Source organism: Pantoea sp. IMH (assembly GCF_000599885.1).
Lineage (GTDB): Bacteria > Pseudomonadota > Gammaproteobacteria > Enterobacterales > Enterobacteriaceae > Erwinia.
In genome coordinates this window covers 512437-532024 of record NZ_JFGT01000005.1, presented here as the reverse complement: position 1 = coordinate 532024, position 19588 = coordinate 512437, and the positions used below count along the sequence as shown (strand labels likewise).

At 56.4% G+C, this 19588-nt stretch carries 16 protein-coding genes and 1 riboswitch; of the genes, 7 read left to right on the top strand and 9 right to left on the bottom strand.

The window, feature by feature from the left end:
• Positions 1-74: 74 nt before the first annotated feature.
• The gene (ribB, locus tag EA20_RS0110745) at positions 75-731 is read right to left on the bottom strand and encodes a 3,4-dihydroxy-2-butanone-4-phosphate synthase (protein ID WP_024966827.1); all 657 of its coding nucleotides are present in this window, start codon (positions 729-731) and stop codon (positions 75-77) included.
• Positions 732-839: 108 nt separating this feature from the next.
• A riboswitch (FMN riboswitch) is annotated at positions 840-992 on the bottom strand.
• A 203-nt stretch (positions 993-1195) separates the two neighbouring features.
• Between ribB and EA20_RS21115 the strand changes: the two genes are divergently transcribed.
• Positions 1196-1597: an accessory factor UbiK family protein gene (locus tag EA20_RS21115; RefSeq protein WP_024966826.1), complete on the top strand. Its 402-nt coding sequence runs from the start codon at positions 1196-1198 to the stop codon at positions 1595-1597.
• A gap of 69 nt (positions 1598-1666) precedes the next feature.
• Here EA20_RS21115 and hldE read toward each other — a convergent pair whose 3' ends face one another.
• From hldE to EA20_RS0110725, 3 genes are all read right to left on the bottom strand, one after another.
• Positions 1667-3094: a bifunctional D-glycero-beta-D-manno-heptose-7-phosphate kinase/D-glycero-beta-D-manno-heptose 1-phosphate adenylyltransferase HldE gene (gene hldE / locus EA20_RS0110735; protein ID WP_024966825.1), complete on the bottom strand. Its 1428-nt coding sequence runs from the start codon at positions 3092-3094 to the stop codon at positions 1667-1669.
• Between the two features lie 109 nt (positions 3095-3203).
• Positions 3204-6044, bottom strand: coding sequence for a bifunctional [glutamate--ammonia ligase]-adenylyl-L-tyrosine phosphorylase/[glutamate--ammonia-ligase] adenylyltransferase (glnE, locus tag EA20_RS0110730; protein ID WP_024966824.1), 2841 nt, complete (start codon positions 6042-6044; stop codon positions 3204-3206).
• Positions 6045-6114: 70 nt separating this feature from the next.
• Complete coding sequence (locus EA20_RS0110725) at positions 6115-7419, bottom strand: inorganic triphosphatase (protein WP_024966823.1); 1305 nt, start codon at positions 7417-7419, stop codon at positions 6115-6117.
• 303 nt (positions 7420-7722) lie between these two features.
• On the opposite strand from EA20_RS0110725, the gene EA20_RS0110715 reads away from it, so the two are divergent.
• Positions 7723-8343 (top strand): TIGR04211 family SH3 domain-containing protein, encoded by a 621-nt coding sequence (locus tag EA20_RS0110715; RefSeq protein ID WP_024966821.1) that lies wholly within the window; start codon positions 7723-7725, stop codon positions 8341-8343.
• A gap of 142 nt (positions 8344-8485) precedes the next feature.
• Positions 8486-9718 (top strand): multifunctional CCA addition/repair protein, encoded by a 1233-nt coding sequence (locus EA20_RS0110710; RefSeq protein ID WP_024966820.1) that lies wholly within the window; start codon positions 8486-8488, stop codon positions 9716-9718.
• Between the two features lie 46 nt (positions 9719-9764).
• Here EA20_RS0110710 and bacA read toward each other — a convergent pair whose 3' ends face one another.
• Positions 9765-10610, bottom strand: a complete 846-nt coding sequence (gene bacA / locus EA20_RS0110705; RefSeq protein WP_369699785.1) for an undecaprenyl-diphosphate phosphatase — start codon at positions 10608-10610, stop codon at positions 9765-9767.
• A 111-nt stretch (positions 10611-10721) separates the two neighbouring features.
• Entirely contained in the window at positions 10722-11081 is a 360-nt protein-coding gene (folB, locus tag EA20_RS0110700; RefSeq protein ID WP_024966818.1) for a bifunctional dihydroneopterin aldolase/7,8-dihydroneopterin epimerase, read from the bottom strand.
• 107 nt (positions 11082-11188) lie between these two features.
• Here folB and plsY point away from each other — a divergent pair, with 107 nt between their 5' ends.
• A complete protein-coding gene (plsY, locus tag EA20_RS0110695; RefSeq protein WP_024966817.1) occupies positions 11189-11806 on the top strand; it encodes a glycerol-3-phosphate 1-O-acyltransferase PlsY in 618 nt (205 codons plus the stop codon).
• A gap of 220 nt (positions 11807-12026) precedes the next feature.
• Here plsY and tsaD read toward each other — a convergent pair whose 3' ends face one another.
• Entirely contained in the window at positions 12027-13049 is a 1023-nt protein-coding gene (gene tsaD, locus EA20_RS0110690) for a tRNA (adenosine(37)-N6)-threonylcarbamoyltransferase complex transferase subunit TsaD (RefSeq protein WP_024966816.1), read from the bottom strand.
• A 299-nt stretch (positions 13050-13348) separates the two neighbouring features.
• Between tsaD and rpsU the strand changes: the two genes are divergently transcribed.
• The 3 genes from rpsU (at position 13349) to rpoD (ending at position 17674) form a co-directional block, all read left to right on the top strand.
• The gene (rpsU, locus tag EA20_RS0110685) at positions 13349-13564 is read left to right on the top strand and encodes a 30S ribosomal protein S21 (RefSeq protein WP_001144069.1); all 216 of its coding nucleotides are present in this window, start codon (positions 13349-13351) and stop codon (positions 13562-13564) included.
• 230 nt (positions 13565-13794) lie between these two features.
• Entirely contained in the window at positions 13795-15531 is a 1737-nt protein-coding gene (dnaG, locus tag EA20_RS0110680; protein ID WP_024966815.1) for a DNA primase, read from the top strand.
• Between the two features lie 298 nt (positions 15532-15829).
• On the top strand, positions 15830-17674 hold the full coding sequence (gene rpoD, locus EA20_RS0110675) for an RNA polymerase sigma factor RpoD (RefSeq protein WP_024966814.1): 1845 nt from the start codon (positions 15830-15832) through the stop codon (positions 17672-17674).
• 78 nt (positions 17675-17752) lie between these two features.
• On the opposite strand, the gene mug is transcribed toward rpoD, so the two are convergent.
• Complete coding sequence (gene mug / locus EA20_RS0110670) at positions 17753-18274, bottom strand: G/U mismatch-specific DNA glycosylase (protein WP_038381576.1); 522 nt, start codon at positions 18272-18274, stop codon at positions 17753-17755.
• A 100-nt stretch (positions 18275-18374) separates the two neighbouring features.
• Positions 18375-19526 (bottom strand): porin, encoded by a 1152-nt coding sequence (locus tag EA20_RS0110665; RefSeq protein WP_024966812.1) that lies wholly within the window; start codon positions 19524-19526, stop codon positions 18375-18377.
• Positions 19527-19588 lie beyond the last annotated feature (62 nt).

Here is a 19588-nt window from a genome sequence, read left to right as displayed (position 1 = left end):
GAACGGCTCTGGCAGGATGCCGAATAAAAAACCGGGTGAGAATACCCGGTTTTTTTATGCCGTTAAGGCCGGACTCAGCTTGCCTGAAGGGCTTCATGGTTGCGGCGATACGCAACCAGATCTTCAATCGTCACGACCGGCATATTGTGCTGCTTAGCAAAAGCGATAGCTTCTGGCGCATGCGCCATTGAACCATCGTCATTGGTCAGCTCACAAAGTACGCCAGCCGGTTTAAATCCGGCAAGCGTCACCAGATCAATAGTGGCCTCGGTGTGACCACCACGGCTCAGGACGCCTCCGTCACGCGCGCGCAGCGGAAATACATGACCAGGGCGATTGAGATCGGAAGGCTTAGCGTCATCCGCGATGGCGGTACGGATGGTGGTAAGCCGGTCTTTAGCCGACACGCCGGTCGTCACGCCTTCGGCAGCTTCGATAGTCACGGTGAAGCCGGTACCGTAAGCGCTGGAGTTGTTCTCCACCATCATCGGCAGATCCAACTGGAGGCGGCGTTCGTCAGTCAGGCAGAGGCAAACGATGCCGCTGCCGTGGCGAATAGTCAGCGCCATCTGCTCAACGGTCATGGTTTCGGCAGCGAAAATCATATCGCCTTCGTTTTCACGATCCTCGTCATCCAGCACCATTACGCCGCGTCCATCCCGCAGCGCAGCAATCGCCTGTTCCACGCGCTGCTCCGGCGTGCCAAATTCAGAAAGTAGCGTCTGATTCATGGTAAATAGTCCTTAATAATGTATGGGTTACCAGAATCAGGGCATGCTTAGGAGTGTCATTCAACGACAAAAAATAACGGCAAGCGGGCACAATGACCCGGCAGGATACGTCACTCTCTCCCATCCGGACTTTAACCGTCGGCTCCGGAGTTACACCGGATCTGCTGACCTTCAAACCAGAAGGTCTGAAGCGCTCGCGGGCTTCCGGCGCTGTGCCGGTTTACCGCCGGTGGGGAATTTCGCCCCGCCCTGAGAATAAACATAGAGTTTGTGAATCGCCTCTGGCACGGTACCGGGGTACACAAGCTGGCGACTCGCCGACTAATATAACGCCGAAAAAAGGCCAGGGCAACGGACAAAAAGCGCGATAGCCGCCCCATTTTGCCGCTTTGGCGTTTTCGGGTTTATCCTTTCAGGTTATGGCATTACACTTACAGAATCTTTGACGCTATCAGGAAGCCGCCATGATCGATCCCAAAAAAATAGAACAGCTCGCCCGTCAGGTTCATGAATCCATGCCAAAAGGCATCCGCGATTTTGGTGATGACGTCGAGAAAAAGATCCGTCAGACGTTGCAGTCACAGCTGACGCGCCTGGATCTGGTGAACCGGGAAGAGTTTGATGTACAGACCCAGGTGCTGCTGCGCACCCGCGAAAAGCTGGCGACGCTGGAGCAGCGTATTGCCGAACTGGAGAGCCGTAGCCCGGTGGCAACCACGCCGACAGCGGCTAACACCGCGTCTCCGGTAGCGACGACGGCAACGCCCTCAGCGCCGACACCTGCTACGACTTCACCCACAGCCACATCGGCATCTGCGCCGGCAGCGGCTCCAACCGCAGCAACGACCCCGGACGAAAAAGCGTAAGCCTTTCTCTTTACGCATAACTGCACCCAGAATAGCGGCCCGAAAGGGTTGTTCGGGTGCAGTTGTGCATCAGGCTTTCGACTGAATGGCTTTGATGATGTTGCTGGTTGAGATGCCATCTTCGAAGTTAAGAACGCGAACCTCGCCGCCGTTTGCCCATACCTCTTTACTGCCCGCAATCTCTTCCGGTTTATAGTCGCCGCCTTTCACCAGCAGATCCGGCAGCACGCTGGCAATCAAACGCTGCGGCGTATCTTCTTCAAAAGGCACCACCCAGTCCACCGCTTCCAGCGCACCCAGCACAATCATCCGGTTAACCAACGGATTAACGGGTCGGCTTTCGCCTTTAAGGCGTTTGGTGGAAGCATCGCTGTTAACGGCCACAATCAGGCGGTCGCCTAACTTACGGGCGTTCGCCAGATAGGAGACGTGGCCGGCATGCAGAATGTCGAAGCAGCCATTGGTCATCACCACTTTTTCACCACGCTGTCTCGCCAGCTCCACGGCGGCAATAAGCTGTGCTTCACTCATAACGCCAAAACCTGATTCCGGACGGGCGCGAATCGCATTTTCCAGTTCAACCGTGGAGACCGTCGATGTGCCCAGCTTGCCGACCACGACACCCGCCGCCGCATTGGCCAGAAAACAGCTCTCTTCCAGCGTGTTGCCTGCCGCCAGCGCCGCCGCCAGTACGCCGATCACCGTATCGCCAGCGCCGGTCACGTCGTAGACTTCCTGCGCCTGAGTCGGGAGATGGAAAGGTGCTTTACCCGGCTGCAGCAGCGTCATGCCATTTTCTGAACGGGTCACCAGCAGCGCAGAGAGATCGAACTGCTGCATCAATGTCATGCCGCGTGCCACGATCTCCGCTTCATCGCGGCACTTGCCTGCTACCGCTTCGAATTCAGAAAGATTTGGCGTCAGGATAGTCGCGCCCCGGTAGCGCTCAAAGTCGGTGCCTTTAGGATCGACCAGCACCGGGACATTGGCTTCACGGGCGATTTTGATCATCGTCTGCACGCTCGCCAGCGCACCTTTCGCATAATCCGAGAGCACAAGCGCACCGCACTCGGGCAGCGCCTGACGGATACGCGCGTGCAGCGGTTCCGGATCGACGCCTTCAAATCCTTCTTCAAAATCAAGACGGATCAGCTGCTGGTTACGTGAAAGGATGCGCAGCTTGGTGATGGTAGGATGGGTTGAGACGGCGACAAAATCACACTGCACGTTCACGTTACTCAGAGAGGCGTCCAGCGCGCGCGCCGCATCATCAGTTCCGGTCAGGCCCACCAGACGAGCCGCCGAGCCCAGTGAGGCGATATTCATCGCCACGTTGGCCGCTCCGCCGGGACGCTCCTCGACGTTATCCACCTTCACGACCGGCACCGGCGCCTCAGGAGAGATGCGACTGGTCGGGCCGTACCAGTAGCGATCCAGCATCACGTCGCCAACAACCAGAACACCCGCACGGTTAAAATCGGGCAGCGTAATTTTCATTCCAGACACTCCTGGCCTAAGTCAAAATTTATGCGCGCGATAATAGCATAAGCGGCTGACCACGCACATTTCCCGTTATTTTTCCGCCCGGCAACAGACAGTAAATCAATCACCCCGCATCGCCAAACCAGCGCTGCCAGCTGCCATTCACCACGGCCTGTTCGCTGGCAAAGGCGCTGTCAGGCACATGTCCGGGTAACGCCTGTAGCGCCAGATGATGCAGTTCGTCACGCAGCGTAACGTAGACGCCGGTCAGCGCCTTCGCCTCGTCGTCACCGATACGCCCATCCTCAGCCAGCAGCGCGAGGATGCGCACATTATCAGACCAGCGTGTCAGACCGGGTTCCTGAGCCGCATAGCGCAGCACCAGATATTGGGTGATAAATTCAATGTCGGTGATGCCGCCGCTGTCGGCTTTAATATCCCAGCGGCCTTTGTGTTTTTTACCCAGATGGGCGCGCATTTTCTCACGCATCTCACGCACTTCGGTTTTCAGCTTCTCCGGCTCTCTTGGCAGGCATAAAATGCCGCGCCGGATCGCATCGAAACGCTGACGCAGCGCCGCTTCACCAAAAACGATACGGGCACGGACCAGCGCCTGATGCTCCCATGTCCAGGCTTCATTACGCTGGTAATCATCAAAGGCTTCAAAGGTGCTGACCAGCATACCGGCAGAGCCGGAAGGCCGCAGGCGGGCATCAACTTCATAAAGAATGCCCGACGAGGTACGGGTACTGAAGAGGTGGATGATTCGCTGTGCCAGCCTGAGATAAAATTGCCGCCCGTCGATACTCCGCTCGCCCAGCGTCACCGCCTCGACCGGACAGTCATGCAGAAAAACCAGATCCAGGTCGGAACTGTACCCCAGCTCCCAGCCTCCCAGCTTGCCGTAACCGACGACGGCAAATCCCCGATCCTGTTCGCCGGCAAGATGCGAAGGTTTACCGTAGCGTGCAACCATCATCTGCCAGGCCTGCTGTACAACCTGCTCAATAATCGCCTCCGCCAGCCAGGTGAGATGATCGCTGACCTTCATCACCGGTAACGTACCGGCGATGTCAGCGGCTGCGATACGCAGATGCTGTGCCTGCTTAAACTGGCGAAGCGCCTCCAGCTGCTGCTCCTCATCCTCTTCGGGGATGCGTAACAGATACTGACGCAGCTCATCGCGATAGGCGTCCGTGGCGGTGGGCTGGTAGAGCGTTGCCGGATCCAGCAGTTCATCCAGCAGAAGCGGATAGCGTGCCAGCTGAGCGGCAACCATCGGCGAAGCGGCACACAGCCTGATCAGATGCCTGAGCGCGCCATGATACTCGGTCAGCAGCTCAAGGTAGGTGGTTCGGGTCACCACGCTAAGCAGTAGCGGCGTCAGACGCCCCAGCGTCGTTGCCGCATCCTCTCTCGGACAAACCTCGCTCAGCAGGCGCGGCATCAGCTGATCCAGCGCCTGACGACCGCGCGGGCCGATGGTGCGCTTATCCACATCATGACGGAATTCGGTGATGACCTGGAGCAGCTGCTGACGGGCGGGCGTTTCCAGCTGAGGGACGAGCGGGGCAAGCTCGGCCTCTTCCAGCTGGTCTTGCCAGAGTACGCCATACTCTTCCGACTCCTTGTTTTCATCAATGTCCGGCGTGTCGTCCCCGATCAGCTCGTCGAAGATGGCCCGCACGGCGGCCATCTGCCGCTCCAGCTGCTGGTAGAGTTGCGGCCAGGCATCAAAGCCCATCGCCCAGGCCAGACGCGCCCGGTTCAGCGCATCCGCGGGCAGCTTCTGCGTCTGTTCATCGTTGATGCTTTGCAGCAGATTTTCCAGCCGCCGCAGAAAAAGCCAGGCCTCACCAAGCTGCTTTACCTGATCCTGCGGCAGAAGATTCAGCGCATCGATCGCCTCCAGCGTTGGCAGCAGTGAACGTTGCTGAAGCGTGCGCTCACGCCCTCCGCGGATCAACTGGAACACCTGCACGATAAACTCCGTTTCACGGATACCGCCCGCCCCCAGCTTGATATTGTCGGTTAGCCCGCGACGCCGCACCTCACGCGCGATCATGCTTTTCATATTGCGCAGTGACTGGATCACGCTGAAGTCGATATAGCGGCGGTAAACAAAGGGGCGAAGCATCTGCTGCAGCTCCTGGCTCCAGCGATCGTCACGATCGCCCATCAGCCGGGCCTTGACCATCGCATAGCGCTCCCAGTCACGCCCCTGCTCCTGGTAATAATCCTCCAGCGCGGCAAAGCTGAGCACCAGCGGTCCGCTGTCGCCAAAGGGACGCAGCCGCATATCCACGCGGTAGACAAATCCCTCTGCGGTTGGCTGGTCGAGCACTTTAATCAGCCGCTGGCCCAGACGGGTAAAGAACTGGGCATTATCCAGCTCCCGCCTGCCGCCCTGTGTGGTGCCGTTTTCCGGCCAGGTGAAAATCAGGTCGATATCCGAAGAAAAATTCAGCTCGCCACCGCCCAGTTTTCCCATTCCCAGGATCAGCAGCGGCTGCGGCTCGCCTGCGGCGTTAACCGGCGTGCCGAACTCGCGGCAGCACGCGTGCCATAGCCAGTCTCTGGCCGCCACAATCATCGTTTCCGCCAGTACGCTCAGCTGTTTCAGCGTGGCAGGGGTCGTGCTTGTCGCCAGCGCCTGCATCCAGGCGATACGCGTCAGCGCTTCGCGACGGAACAGCCGCAGCTCGCGCATCAGCGTATTTTCATCGCTTACCTCCGCCAGGCGCGCCTGCAGCCTACCCTCATAATGCTGCCATTCATCGGGGTGCGGTGCCTCCTCGCGCAGCCTCTGCAACCAGTCGGGATGCCGCCCCAGGTTTTCACTGATGAAATCGCTGAAGGCCATGACGGACCGCTCGGTTTGCGTCAGGTCATCCAGAGCCGGCGGAAGCTGGCTAATCTGCTCAACCAGCAGTGGCGGCAGGCTCTGTGAGGGCAATAGCAACATAAACGCTCCCTGAGTAAGGCTGACTAAAATCGGAGGCCGGGCGCCACTCTGCGTGGCTGCACGACAGGTTTCAGACGCTACCGTTTTTCCAGAATGCCGGATGCTTCAGCGCCTGACGGCAGTGTGCGTCCAGCCAGCTCACCTGTTTTGTTTCAATGGCATGGGCCAGCTGCTGCCAGTCAGCAAACCAGGCGGCAACGGCGGCTTGATCATAGGCGCCAGCCAGCAGATGTGCGGCAAGCAGCTGACGATGGAGCCGGGTCAGCTTATCCTGATACTCGTTAAGCTGGTGCACGCGCCCGAAGGTCTCTTTCAGATCGGCAGAAAGGCGACCCAGCATAATGTCGCAGAAACGCTTGAACGAGCCCTGAAGCCTGGCATCTGCTTTCTCATCAATAAACGCACGCCAGCGACCGGCGGCCAGCCAGTCAGTAAGCGCTAACTGGGTGCGCAGAGAGAGCGGGCTGAAACAGAACGCCTCCGCGTTGAGATTCTCATCCAGCAAGGCTTCTTCCAGTTCCAGCAGCAGTTGCCGGAGTTCGCTACTGGCCTTACGCGGAACCAGCGCGCCAAACAGCGAGAAAGCCTGACGCAGCGTTTCCAGCGCCTGATGGATCTCATGCAGCGCCTGCCTGTTACCGCGCAGCCACAGATCTTCGTGATACTGCCACTGACTCAGCGCCAGGGTGAAGGCGGCCTGCATGCCCTCTTCTACCGTTGCCTTTGGCTTTAGCTTCATGACCGGCAAAGGATGCAGCTCACGCGTCATGTTACCCTGTGCCAGCCAGTAGCCCCGTGCCGCCTTGCTCAGGCTGCCGAGGCGCAGCCCGCCCAGCGTTTGCATTTCGGCGGCAAAGGCCAGGAGATCGTCACGGTCGCCACTTTTCAGCTCCAGCTCGATTTCCCTGAGGGGCTCTTTCTCATCGCCCGCGCTGACTTCACCCTGGTCCAGCGCCACTTCTATCTCGCTGTTCAGGTAAGTAATCACCCACTTTTCACGCGTAAAATGCGTGCTGAACAACGGAGCAAGCTGCTGTTGCAGCGCCGCCGGATCGGTGCCCGCAGGCCAGATCTCCGCGGGCAACTTTTCCAGCGCCAGTTCGGGCTTTTCCAGCGGCACATTATATTCGGGGCGCTGATGCAGCCCGCCCACGCTCTGCCCTGCGGCCTTAAGCGTCATCTCATAGCTGTCGCCGACGCCGCGAATGCGCAGCCCCATATCCCAGCGACGCAGCTGACGTTCCGGCGTTTCAAAATAGATGTTGGTCAGCGTCTGCGGCGGCGTGTGCTGATGTGGCCACGCGGCCAGGCTGGCTGGCAACTTTTCCACTGCCTCAGCGGTAGCAATGAACTTTAACTCGATTTCCATGGTCATATTTTCTTAATCTGAACGTTACCGATACGGTAAAATGGGAGTAAGGCCTGATTTTCCTCGCTATTACCGCCGTTATTTTGCCTTTCCGGGCGAAATAACGCCATTCCGTGCGAGGGCTCTGTCAGCCAGATATGACGTGAAGAGTAATGCAGAATTGCCCTGGCTGTCTCGGCTTTATTATGCTTTCGCAGAGCGGCTCGCACCGCTCCCGAGACCAGGATAGTTCTCATTCAGCTTTCTGCGAGGCGCCTCCAGACTGTGCCATTACTTTTTTTCCAGCATTGACGTAAATAAAGACATCGAATGAAAAAAACTTACTTTCTTGGCCTCACTTTACTGACAGTTAGCGTAGCAACCGCCGTCCACGCTGAAGAAAAACGCTACATTTCTGACGAACTTTCCACCTATGTCCGCAGCGGCCCCAGCGACGGTTACCGTCTGGTTGGCACATTAAACGCGGGTGAAGAAGTGACGCTGCTCCAGACCAACGAAAGCACGAAATATGGTCAGATCCGCGACGCGAATGGCCGCACGACCTGGATCCCACTGGCCCAGCTCAGCGAACAGCCGAGCCTTCGCACCCGCGTGCCTCAGCTTGAGCAGCAGGTGAAAGATTTGACCGGTAAGCTCGCCAATATTGATAACAGCTGGAATCAGCGCACGGCTGAAATGCAGGAAAAAGTGGCCGGCAGCGATGCGGCGATCAATAAACTGAAGTCGGAAAATCAGAAACTTAAGAATGAACTGATTGTCGCGCAGAAAAAAGTGAACGCCGCCAACGTTCAGCTGGACGATAAACAGCGCACCATCATTATGCAGTGGTTTATGTATGGCGGCGGCGTGGCGGGCGTCGGTCTGCTGCTTGGTCTGCTGCTGCCGCACATGATCCCCAGCCGCAAGAAAAAAGACCGCTGGATGAACTGATCCTCCTCCGTCTCTTCTCTCAGGGCATCCATTGATGCCCTTTTTGGCATGGGCGTCGTAAAGCGCCTGATGCGCCGCAAAATTGGGCCTCCCATCCGACATCACGTATGATAAAAGAAACGACAAACTCAGGAGCGCAGTAGTGAAGACTTACCTTGTAGGTGGCGCGGTACGCGATGCCCTGCTGAATCTGCCGGTCAAAGATAAAGACTGGGTCGTGGTTGGTGCCACACCCGAAGCGATGCTCAGTGAGGGATATCAACAGGTAGGCCGGGACTTCCCGGTATTTTTGCATCCTGTCACGCATGAAGAGTATGCACTGGCGCGAACAGAGCGTAAGAACGGCAGCGGCTACACCGGTTTTGTCTGCTATTCTGCGCCTGACGTAACGCTGGAGCAGGACTTAGCGCGCCGCGATCTTACCGTTAATGCCATCGCTCAGGATGAAAATGGCAATCTCGTCGATCCTTATCATGGCCGGGAAGATATTCAACAGCGCCAGCTTCGCCATGTTTCAGCGGCATTTAATGAAGATCCTTTACGTGTTCTGCGTGTCGCGCGGTTTGCCGCCCGTTTTGCCCACCTCGGCTTCAGCGTGGCGGATGAAACCCTGGCGCTGATGCGTTCCATGGCCGCCAGCGGCGAGCTGGATACGCTGACGCCCGAGCGGGTCTGGAAAGAGACCGAGCGGGCGCTGCAAACGCCCTCTCCTCAGGTCTATTTTCAGGTGCTGCGCGACTGCGGCGCGCTGGCTGTGCTGTTTCCCGAGCTGGATAATCTGTATGGTGTGCCCGCCCCGGCAAAGTGGCATCCTGAGATTGATACCGGCGTTCATACACTGATGACGCTTGCGATCGCCGCTCAGCTCAGTGACGATGTGGCGGTGCGTTTTGCGACGCTGTTCCACGATGTGGGCAAAGCGCTGACGCCGCCGGAGAAGTGGCCCAGCCATCACGGTCACGGTCTGGCTGGGGTTCCGCTGGTTGCAGAGGTGTGTCAGCGGCTTCGTGTCCCCAATGCGATACGCGATCTGGCGCTACTGGTGACGGAATTTCACGATGTGGTGCACACCATCAGCCGGCAGCCTGCCGAAGCGCTGGTGGCCTTGTTTGACCGGCTGGATGCCTGGCGCAAGCCGCAGCGCATTGAGCAAATCGCCCTGACCAGCGAAGCCGATGCGCGTGGACGGACGGGATTTGAAAATAATGCTTATCCGCAGGGTGTTTATCTGCGCCAGGCATTCGATATTGTGCTGAATGTGTCGACTAAAGAGGTTGTGTCGGCGGGCTATAAAGGCGCTGAGGTCAGGGAAGAGCTCACCCGGAGAAGGATTGCCGCGCTGTGTCGCTGGCAGGAAGAGCAGCAAGCTCAGTAAGAGCGGGGCTGGCCGTCAGTGACGCCAGCCCCTGCTTATTGCCCGGTCAGACAAATACCATGTAAACGATCGCAGCAACAATAAAGCGATAGATGGCGAAGGGCACGAATGAGATGCGCTGAATCAGCTTGAGGAAGACTTTGATGGCGATCAGCGCCACGAAAAAGGCGGTGATGAAGCCAACGGCAAACATCGGGAAGTCGGCCATCGTCAGGAAACTGGCGCTTTTATAGAGATCCAGCACCGTCGCGCCCATCATCATCGGCACCGCCAGGATAAATGAGAACTCGGAGGCTGCATAGCGGCTGACGCCCATCAGCATACCGCCCGAAATGGTCGCGCCCGAACGCGAAAAGCCCGGCCACAGCGCCAGACACTGGAAGCAGCCAATCACGAAAGCCTGACGGTAGGTCATATCATCAATGCCTACGGCTTTAGGCTGCTTCGGTTTCAGAAATTCCGCAGCCAGCAGCAGCACGCCGCCGACAATCAGCGCATACATTACATTGATAGGATTAAAGAGGGTTTTAATCGCATCGTGGAAGAGCAGCCCTATCACCACTGCGGGGATCATGCCGAGCAGGATATGTACCAGCGTCAGATGCCCTTTACCGGTGCCTTCATGAGGCACTTTGCCGAAATGAATGCCGATCAGACCAAATAAGCGACGCCAGAACATCACCACGACGGCTAAAATTGAACCAAGCTGGATAACCACTTCGAAAGTATTCGCCTTCGCCCCTTCAAACCCTAACAGATGACCGACGATGATCATGTGCCCGGTGGAGGAGACGGGAAGAAACTCCGTTAAGCCCTCAACAATGCCAAGGATTACCGCCACCCATAGCTGATGAATATCTGCCATCAAATCTACCCCTAGTATAAAAATCATTAAAAAGGCGGCCGCTAATGCCACCGCCAAATGGTGTCCCTGCGAAACAAGGCCACTCTGAGACAGACCATAATGTCGTTTGGTTTCACCGTGATGGCAATCACAATGGTTTTATTTCGGATTAGTCCCTCGTTCTATAAGCACGCCAACCTGTTTGGCCTGGGCGATGGCACCAGGCTTGCTCAGCTTGATGCGTACCCACGGGGAGCTGAACTGCGTCATCAGCAATGTAGCCACTTCTTCCGCCACGCGTTCGACCAGAGCAAACTTCCCGCCCGCGACATGATTGATAATGGCTTCTGACACGTCGGCATAGCTTAAACAATCATTTACGTCATCGCTGGCTGCCGCCTGACGGTTGTCCCATGCCATTTCGACATCGAACACCAGCTTCTGCTTAATGGTCTGTTCCCAGTCATAAACGCCGATGGTGGTGATAACCGAGAGTTGCTCGATAAATACAATATCCATGATGTCTGTCTCTGTTTTTAGGGTTGCCGGATACCACTTACGGTGGTTTATGCGTATTATCCACAGATGACCGAAATAAAACGACCCCTACAAAACGGAACGGTGTTATGAGTGTATTCGCGCTTGGTATGATCATTTTCGCGTATCTGTGCGGCTCCATTTCCAGCGCGATTTTGGTTTGCCGGCTGTTCAGATTACCTGACCCACGCCTGAATGGCTCCGGCAATCCCGGTGCCACGAATGTGCTGCGCATCGGGGGGAAAGTACCCGCTGTGGCGGTGCTGATTTTCGACGTCCTGAAAGGGATGCTGCCGGTCTGGCTGGCGTACCGCTACGGCGTTTCTCCTTTTTACCTCGGCCTTATCGCTATCGCGGCCTGTCTTGGCCATATTTATCCTCTCTTTTTCGGTTTTAAGGGGGGAAAAGGCGTGGCGACGGCGTTTGGCGCGATTGCCCCCATCGGCTGGGATCTGACTGGCCTGATGACCGGCACATGGTTACTGACCGTGCTGCTCAGCGGTTATTCGTCGCTGGGCGCCATCATCAGCGCGCTGATCGCGCCGTTTTACGTCTGGTGGTTTAAGCCCCAACTCACCTTTCCGGTCGCGATGCTCTCCTGCCTGGTGCTTTTACGCCATCACGATAATATCCAGCGTTTGTGGCGCGGGCAGGAAACGAAAATCTGGAAAAAGAAGAAAGCGAAAACCGCTAAAAAGTCCTCTTAGCGGCCTGGGGTGTTTATAAGCCCACATGTTAAAACTTGCCCGCTGTCAGGCATTTTTATTGCCAGCGGCAACCGGTCTGCATCTGACTGGCAGTGAGCCTGGTAAGAGAGTTGTGCGAGGGGTGTGGGCCAGGGCGTCGGTAATCGTCAAAAGGCGCTCTCCTGAAAGGCTTTCGTTACCGGGCATTAAAAAAGCCGGCACCTTTCGGCACCGGCTTTTTTTAACCGTTTTGCAGCGGCGACAGCTCCGCCAGCGGCCAGCGTGGCCGGACGGTGACGCTCAGCTCGCCTCGCGTGCCGCCCTTCATCCTGACCATTCCCGCATAAGCGATCATCGCACCATTATCGGTGCAGAATTCAGGACGCGCGTAAAAGACCTCGCCGCCCCGCGCTTTCATTACCGCCGCCATTTTCTCTCTCAGCGTACGGTTCGCACTGACGCCGCCGGCAATGACCAGTCGCTTAAAGCCGGTCTGCTCCAGGGCGCGCTTGCACTTGATGGCAAGCGTATCCACTACCGCGTCTTCAAAGGCACGGGCAATATCAGCGCGGGTCTGTTCATCATCGCTGTTATTACGGATGGTGTTTGCCGCAAAAGTTTTCAGCCCGGAGAAGCTGAAATCCAGACCGGGACGATCGGTCATCGGCCTTGGAAAGACAAACCGTTTTTCAACGCCCTGCTGCGCCATTTTTGACAGCATCGGGCCACCGGGATAATCCAGTCCCAGCAGCTTGGCGGTTTTATCGAACGCTTCACCGGCGGCATCGTCAATCGATTCTCCCAGCAAAGTGTACTCACCAATGCCGGTTACGCTGATAAGCTGCGTATGACCGCCCGAGACCAGCAGCGCGACAAACGGAAACTCAGGCGGCGTCTCTTCCAGCATCGGCGCCAGCAGATGCCCCTCCATATGGTGCACGGGGATCGCCGGCACGTCCCAGGCAAAAGCCAGCGCGCGGCCAACCGTTGCGCCGACCAGCAGCGCGCCGACCAGCCCCGGACCCGCCGTATAGGCGACGGCATCAATATCCTGCGGCCTGAGTCCCGCTTCCGCGATCGCCGCCTGAATTAACGGCACAGTTTTTCGCACGTGATCGCGCGAGGCCAGTTCAGGCACCACACCGCCGTAATCGGCATGCAGTTTTACCTGACTGTAGAGCTGATTGGCGAGAAGCCCGGCGGCATCATCGTAAATGGCAATACCGGTTTCATCGCAGGATGTTTCAATTCCAAGCACACGCATGACTTTTTTACCTCATTCTTGCGGCGCGCAGTGTAGCACGAAGGCCAGGGCCGGCGCGGCAATTTTCCCGTCGCCCGGCCAGATGCCTGATGCAAAAGGAGAAAAATTTTTCGCCTGGCGGTGGTGGATTGATGTATACTCTCCGGCCTGAAAATACCGGCAGTGGCACAGGCGCATCTGTTGGTGAGATTACGCTATGGTGCTTTACAACGCAGCCTGTGTTGGAGTAAAATTCCGCACCATTTTGAAATGAGCTGGCTTTGAGCCCAGCAAACCGAATTTATCGAGGTGAGAGTTACATGCCGGTAATTAAAGTACGTGAAAACGAGCCGTTCGACGTAGCACTGCGTCGCTTCAAGCGTTCATGCGAGAAAGCAGGCGTTCTGGCTGAAGTTCGTCGTCGTGAGTTTTATGAAAAACCAACGACCGAGCGTAAGCGCGCTAAAGCGTCAGCAGTAAAACGCCACGCGAAGAAACTGGCTCGCGAAAACGCACGCCGCACTCGTCTGTACTAATTCTTTAGGGTTCGCCCTTACGCATCACAGACAAGTAAGAAGTTAAAAAGGCCGTGCTTTCCGAAAGGAATGCGCGGCTTGTTGCCGTTTATGAGCCAGAGTGAAAGCCCCGCGCTTTTCCGTACCGGCTGGAGTGACAACAGCGCGGTTCTGCGACGGCTTACCGGTTAAGCCGCCGGGAAACGCAAAGGCCGCCGACGCAGCCAGATGCTGAAAGATGAAGGGGATTTATGGCTGGACGCATTCCGCGTGTATTTATTAATGACTTGCTGGCGCGCACGGACATCGTGGATCTGATCGATGCCCGCGTAAAGCTGAAAAAGCAGGGCAAAAATTATCACGCCTGCTGTCCCTTCCATAATGAAAAAACCCCCTCTTTCACCGTCAATGGCGAAAAGCAGTTCTACCATTGCTTCGGCTGTGGCGCTCACGGTAACGCCGTCGATTTCCTGATGAACTACGATCGTCTGGAATTCGTGGAAAGTATTGAAGAGTTAGCTACGCTTTATGGGCTGGAGGTACCGTATGAAAGCGGGACCGGACCGACCCAGATGGAGCGCCATCAACGTCAGAACCTTTATCAGCTGATGGCCAGCGTCAGCGAGTTTTATCAGCAGTCGCTGAAGGAAAATCAGGCGGCTGGCGCGCGTGACTATCTCGCCAGGCGCGGACTCAGCGATGAGGTCATCAGGCATTTTTCTATAGGCTATGCGCCTACCAATGCATTGAAGCGATTTAGCGGCAATCAGGATAACCGGCAGGCATTAATCGATGCAGGCATGCTGGTCACCAACGAACAGGGCCGCAGTTACGATCGCTTTCGCGAACGGGTGATGTTTCCGATCCACGACAAACGAGGTCGGGTAATTGGTTTTGGCGGACGCGTCCTTGGCGATGCGATGCCCAAATACCTTAACTCCCCGGAAACCGATATTTTTCATAAGGGCCGCCAGCTTTATGGCCTTTATGAAGCGCAGAAGAACCACCCGGAACCCGCAAAGCTGTTAGTGGTCGAAGGCTACATGGATGTCGTGGCGCTGGCGCAGTTCGGCATCGATTATGCCGTGGCGTCGCTGGGAACTTCCACCACGCCCGAGCATATTCAGCTTTTGTTCCGGACGACCGATAACGTCATTTGCTGCTATGACGGCGACAGAGCTGGCCGGGAAGCAGCATGGCGGGCGCTGGAAACCGCGCTGCCTTACATGAATGATGGCCGTCAGCTACGCTTTATGTTTCTGCCTGACGGCGAAGATCCCGATACGCTGGTGCGTAAAGAAGGAAAAGAGGCGTTTGAAGCGCGGATGGAGCAGGCCATGCCGCTCTCTGCGTTTCTGTTTGATTCGCTACTGCCTCAGGTTGATTTGAGTACGCCCGATGGACGCACGCAGCTGACCGCTCTGGCGCTGCCTTTAATCAGTCAGGTTACGGGCGAGACGTTGCGTATTTATCTGCTGCAGGTGTTGGGTGACAAGCTTGGGATCCCCGATCACGTTCAGCTGGAAAAACTGCTGAAAAAGCAGAATGACAGTGCGAAACCGTCCCAGCCGCCGCAGCTAAAGCGGACCACCATGCGGATACTGATTGGCTTGCTGATTCAGAATCCCCAGCTCGCCGCCATGGTGCCCTCGCTTGAGGGTCTGGAGTCGTCGGATGTGGCCGGTTTCCCGCTCTTTGTCGAGCTGGTGGGCACCTGCGTTGCGCATCCGGGACTGACGACAGGGCAACTGCTGGAGCTCTATCGCGGTACAAAATTCAGTCAGAGCCTTGAAACTCTGGCCACATGGAACCACATGATCGTTGATGACGAAGTGGAAACCATGTTCAAAGACGCGCTGGCCAGCATGTACGATGCGGCGCTGGAGCGCAGGCTGGAAGAGTTAATCGCCCGCGATCGCACCCATGGCCTGAATGCCAGCGAGCGGCGGGAGTTCTGGACGCTCAGCCAGGCGCTGAAGAAACAGTAACCGCCGGGCAAATCCGGCGGCATATGATCACAACGGAAGCGTGTATTGTTGCAGTCAAACTTACCGCGCCCTTTCAGCAACGTCTTTAGGTGATGCTGACCAGGCTGCAGGTAAGTTGATGCCGCTTACACGTTTCTGCAAGAATATCCGCGGCTTAAGTGCCGATTTGACGCCAGGTTAAACCTGGCAGCCGCCGCGACGGGCAGCGGCAATAAACCAATGCCCTCACTGTTATTGTTGGCTGCTTACACTTGCCGACCAACACCATTTAATTTAACAGAAGTGTGGATACCGTCTTATGGAGCAAAACCCGCAGTCACAGCTGAAGCTGCTTGTCACCCGTGGTAAGGAGCAAGGCTATCTGACCTATGCCGAGGTCAATGACCATCTGCCGGAAGATATCGTCGACTCCGATCAGATCGAAGACATCATTCAGATGATCAACGACATGGGCATCCAGGTGGTGGAAGAAGCGCCTGATGCCGACGATCTAATGCTGAATGAAAACAGCTCAGATACGGACGAGGATGCTGCTGAAGCGGCTGCTCAAGTGCTATCCAGCGTTGAATCGGAAATTGGCCGTACCACCGACCCGGTGCGCATGTATATGCGCGAAATGGGTACCGTTGAGCTGCTGACGCGCGAAGGCGAAATTGACATCGCCAAGCGCATCGAAGATGGCATCAACCAGGTCCAGTGTTCCGTTGCTGAATATCCTGAAGCCATCACCTATCTTCTTGAGCAATACGATCGCGTTGAAGCGGGCGAAGCGCGCCTGTCTGACATGATCACCGGCTTTGTCGATCCGAACGCCGAGGCGGAGATCGCGCCGACCGCAACGCACGTCGGTTCTGAGCTCTCAGAAGCCGAGCGCGACGACGAAGAAGACGAGGATGAAGAGTCCGACGACGACAGCGCGGATGATGACAACAGCATCGATCCGGAACTGGCGCGCGAGAAGTTCAACGATCTGCGCGTTCAGTATGAAAAAGCCCGTACGGTGATTAAAGCCAAGGGCCGCAGCCATGCGGATGCCGTTGCTGAAATCCAGAATCTTTCCGACGTTTTCAAGCAGTTCCGCCTGGTGCCGAAGCAGTTCGACTACCTGGTGAACAACATGCGTACCATGATGGATCGCGTCCGTACTCAGGAACGCCTCATCATGAAGCTCTGCGTTGAAATCTGTAAGATGCCGAAGAAGAACTTCATTACGCTGTTTACCGGTAATGAAACCAGCGAAACCTGGTTTAAAGCGGCGCTGGCGATGAACAAGCCGTGGTCAGAGAAACTGAACGACGTGGCGGACGACGTGCACCGCAGCCTGCAGAAGCTGGCACAGATCGAAGAAGAAACCGGTCTGACCATCGAGCAGGTCAAAGATATCAACCGCCGCATGTCCATTGGCGAAGCGAAAGCCCGCCGGGCGAAAAAAGAGATGGTGGAAGCTAACCTGCGTCTGGTTATCTCTATCGCGAAAAAATATACCAACCGTGGCCTGCAGTTCCTCGACCTGATTCAGGAAGGCAACATCGGCCTGATGAAAGCGGTTGATAAATTTGAATATCGTCGTGGTTATAAATTCTCCACCTACGCCACCTGGTGGATCCGTCAGGCTATTACGCGCTCTATCGCAGACCAGGCGCGCACCATCCGTATTCCGGTGCATATGATTGAGACGATCAACAAACTCAACCGTATTTCGCGTCAGATGCTGCAGGAGATGGGCCGCGAGCCGTCGCCGGAAGAGCTGGCTGAACGGATGCTGATGCCGGAAGATAAAATCCGCAAGGTGCTGAAAATTGCCAAAGAGCCGATCTCAATGGAGACGCCTATCGGTGATGATGAAGATTCGCATCTGGGTGATTTTATCGAAGATACCACGCTGGAGCTGCCGCTGGACTCTGCGACCTCAGAGAGCCTGCGCTCGGCTACCCACGACGTGCTGGCAGGCCTGACCGCCCGCGAAGCCAAGGTACTGCGGATGCGCTTCGGTATTGATATGAATACTGACCATACGCTGGAAGAAGTCGGCAAGCAGTTTGACGTAACGCGTGAGCGTATCCGTCAGATTGAAGCAAAAGCGCTGCGTAAGCTGCGTCACCCAAGCCGCTCTGAAGTGCTGCGTAGCTTCCTGGACGATTAATCGTTTCCGGACGTTGCTGAAAAAATCCTGGCCGCAAAGCCGGGATTTTTTTTGCCGGTAACCCGGCAACAAGCACCCTCACCTGCTGCTCAGTGCCTCATTCAGTTCCCGGTAAGCCGCCGTCAGCGCTTCCTGGGAAGCGCGGTTCAGCCCGCTGGGATTAGGCAGTACCCATACCGCCGTTTTGCCCAGCATCTGCGGCTGCCTGCCCCAGTTCACTTTAGTGACGCCAAAAGCCCGCTGATAAGCCTGCTTGCCCAGTACGGCGAGCGCTTCCGGCTGACAGGCCGCGATTTTTTCCCGCAGCACCCTGCCACCTTCCCGCAGTTCCGGGCCGGATAGTTCGGTCGCTTCTTTGGTCGGACGTTCTACCAGCATGGTAATACCGCAACCGGTGTCCAGCAGCTGCATCTCCTCTTCCGGCCTGAGCTGACGGAGAGTAAAGCCCGCCTGCCAGATCGTTTTCCAGAAACGGTTGCCGCCGTGGGCAAAATGATAGCCCTTGTGGGCGGACGATTTTCCCGGATTAATCCCGCAAAATACCACCCGCAATCCCGGCTTCAGGATATCAGCGATACTGTGTTCCGTTATTTCATCCATTCGGGTTCTCATTCAGGCAAATCAAAATAGCTTATCAGAACAGGGCATGAATGCCAGGCAGGGAGATTCCCCGGCAAGCGCCGGGGAAAGCGGGACACTATCAGAAGTCGTAACGCAGGCGTACCAGGTTCATATCGCCCAGGTTGTCGGTGCTTGAAGTGAAGACATGTTCGTAGTCAACGCGGAAGCCGTAATCCAGCTGGAATGTGATCCCCACGCCATTATCAATGCGCTGATAGTCACGACCGTTGATGTACTCCAGGCGGTCGCCCATCACGTAAGGCATAACGGACTTCAGCGCGTACTGATTGACCGGAATGGTATAGCCCGCCAGATACTCAATGCCCCAGGCATCGCCAGCAAAGTAGTTGTTCACGTCCACTTTTTTGGTGGTCAGGAAGTTCTGGTAGTAGCCGCCGCCCAGCGTCAACGTCCAGTTATCAGGCTTCCAGCTAAGCGCCGTGCCGTAGATATTCTGATCGTAACGCTTCGCGTCGCCGTTGCCGGGATTGCGCATCTCTGCACGGGTGTAGTTCCACGCTGCGCCCCAGCTCAGATTGCGCGTCAGATGATAATCCACCGCCAGCGAGCCGCCGCCCTGACGCTTATAGCGCAGGCCGTTACCCGGCAGATACTCGTTGTCACTGAACAGATAAGACGCATAAACATCCGCATCGCCGAAGGTGTTTTTATACTTCAGCATTTTGCGGGAACGATAGGAGCCGTCATAGTCGCCATTGATGCCGTTACCGGAGGCCTGGCCGACCATATCGTAATCCCAGATATCGGTTTTAGCGCCAACCGCATCATAGTAAACGCTGTTCTGCTGACCAAAGGTCAGCTTACCCCAGGTTTTGCTCTGGAAGCCGGTGTAAAGCATACGGCGGCTGGTGTCATTAGCGCCCGGCGCATAATGGTTATCCCAGTCAAAGAGCGCCGGAATATTGACGCCCAGCTCGTAATAGCCCACCCAGCTGACATCATCAAACAGATAATAATCCGCCAGAAAACGGAACCGCGTCCCGCCATCAAAGCCGTTACGCTTGTAAGAGCCTTTATCGCCATCGCCCGTCATATTATTGAACTGGGGACGGATGCTGCCACCAACGGTAAAATTGAGGCGGCTGAGCGGATCGCCAGCCTGAGGATCCTGCTTAATGACGGTGATTTCTGCCTGTGCTGCAAAAGAGGCGCCGCCTACAATCAATCCCAGGCCAATGGCCCGGCTTAAAACACGCATTTTTGTTAACATTATGTGTACCAGTCAAAGATTGCCCGCTATTGGGCGCGCAAAGAATAACGTGGCAACACCAG

What these genes read in the sequence shown, in the direction of transcription:
- hldE (WP_024966825.1), bottom strand. Translation starts at nt 3,094, where the DNA reads ATGAAAATTACGCTGCCCGATTTTAACCGTGCGGGTGTTCTGGTTGTT.
- EA20_RS0110715 (WP_024966821.1), top strand. Translation starts at nt 7,723, where the DNA reads ATGAAAAAAACTTACTTTCTTGGCCTCACTTTACTGACAGTTAGCGTA.
- EA20_RS21115 (WP_024966826.1), top strand. Translation starts at nt 1,196, where the DNA reads ATGATCGATCCCAAAAAAATAGAACAGCTCGCCCGTCAGGTTCATGAA.
- EA20_RS0110665 (WP_024966812.1), bottom strand. Translation starts at nt 19,526, where the DNA reads ATGTTAACAAAAATGCGTGTTTTAAGCCGGGCCATTGGCCTGGGATTG.
- rpsU (WP_001144069.1), top strand. Translation starts at nt 13,349, where the DNA reads ATGCCGGTAATTAAAGTACGTGAAAACGAGCCGTTCGACGTAGCACTG.
- glnE (WP_024966824.1), bottom strand. Translation starts at nt 6,044, where the DNA reads ATGTTGCTATTGCCCTCACAGAGCCTGCCGCCACTGCTGGTTGAGCAG.
- bacA (WP_369699785.1), bottom strand. Translation starts at nt 10,610, where the DNA reads ATGATTTTTATACTAGGGGTAGATTTGATGGCAGATATTCATCAGCTA.
- plsY (WP_024966817.1), top strand. Translation starts at nt 11,189, where the DNA reads ATGAGTGTATTCGCGCTTGGTATGATCATTTTCGCGTATCTGTGCGGC.
- folB (WP_024966818.1), bottom strand. Translation starts at nt 11,081, where the DNA reads ATGGATATTGTATTTATCGAGCAACTCTCGGTTATCACCACCATCGGC.
- EA20_RS0110725 (WP_024966823.1), bottom strand. Translation starts at nt 7,419, where the DNA reads ATGACCATGGAAATCGAGTTAAAGTTCATTGCTACCGCTGAGGCAGTG.
- rpoD (WP_024966814.1), top strand. Translation starts at nt 15,830, where the DNA reads ATGGAGCAAAACCCGCAGTCACAGCTGAAGCTGCTTGTCACCCGTGGT.
- dnaG (WP_024966815.1), top strand. Translation starts at nt 13,795, where the DNA reads ATGGCTGGACGCATTCCGCGTGTATTTATTAATGACTTGCTGGCGCGC.
- tsaD (WP_024966816.1), bottom strand. Translation starts at nt 13,049, where the DNA reads ATGCGTGTGCTTGGAATTGAAACATCCTGCGATGAAACCGGTATTGCC.
- ribB (WP_024966827.1), bottom strand. Translation starts at nt 731, where the DNA reads ATGAATCAGACGCTACTTTCTGAATTTGGCACGCCGGAGCAGCGCGTG.
- mug (WP_038381576.1), bottom strand. Translation starts at nt 18,274, where the DNA reads ATGGATGAAATAACGGAACACAGTATCGCTGATATCCTGAAGCCGGGA.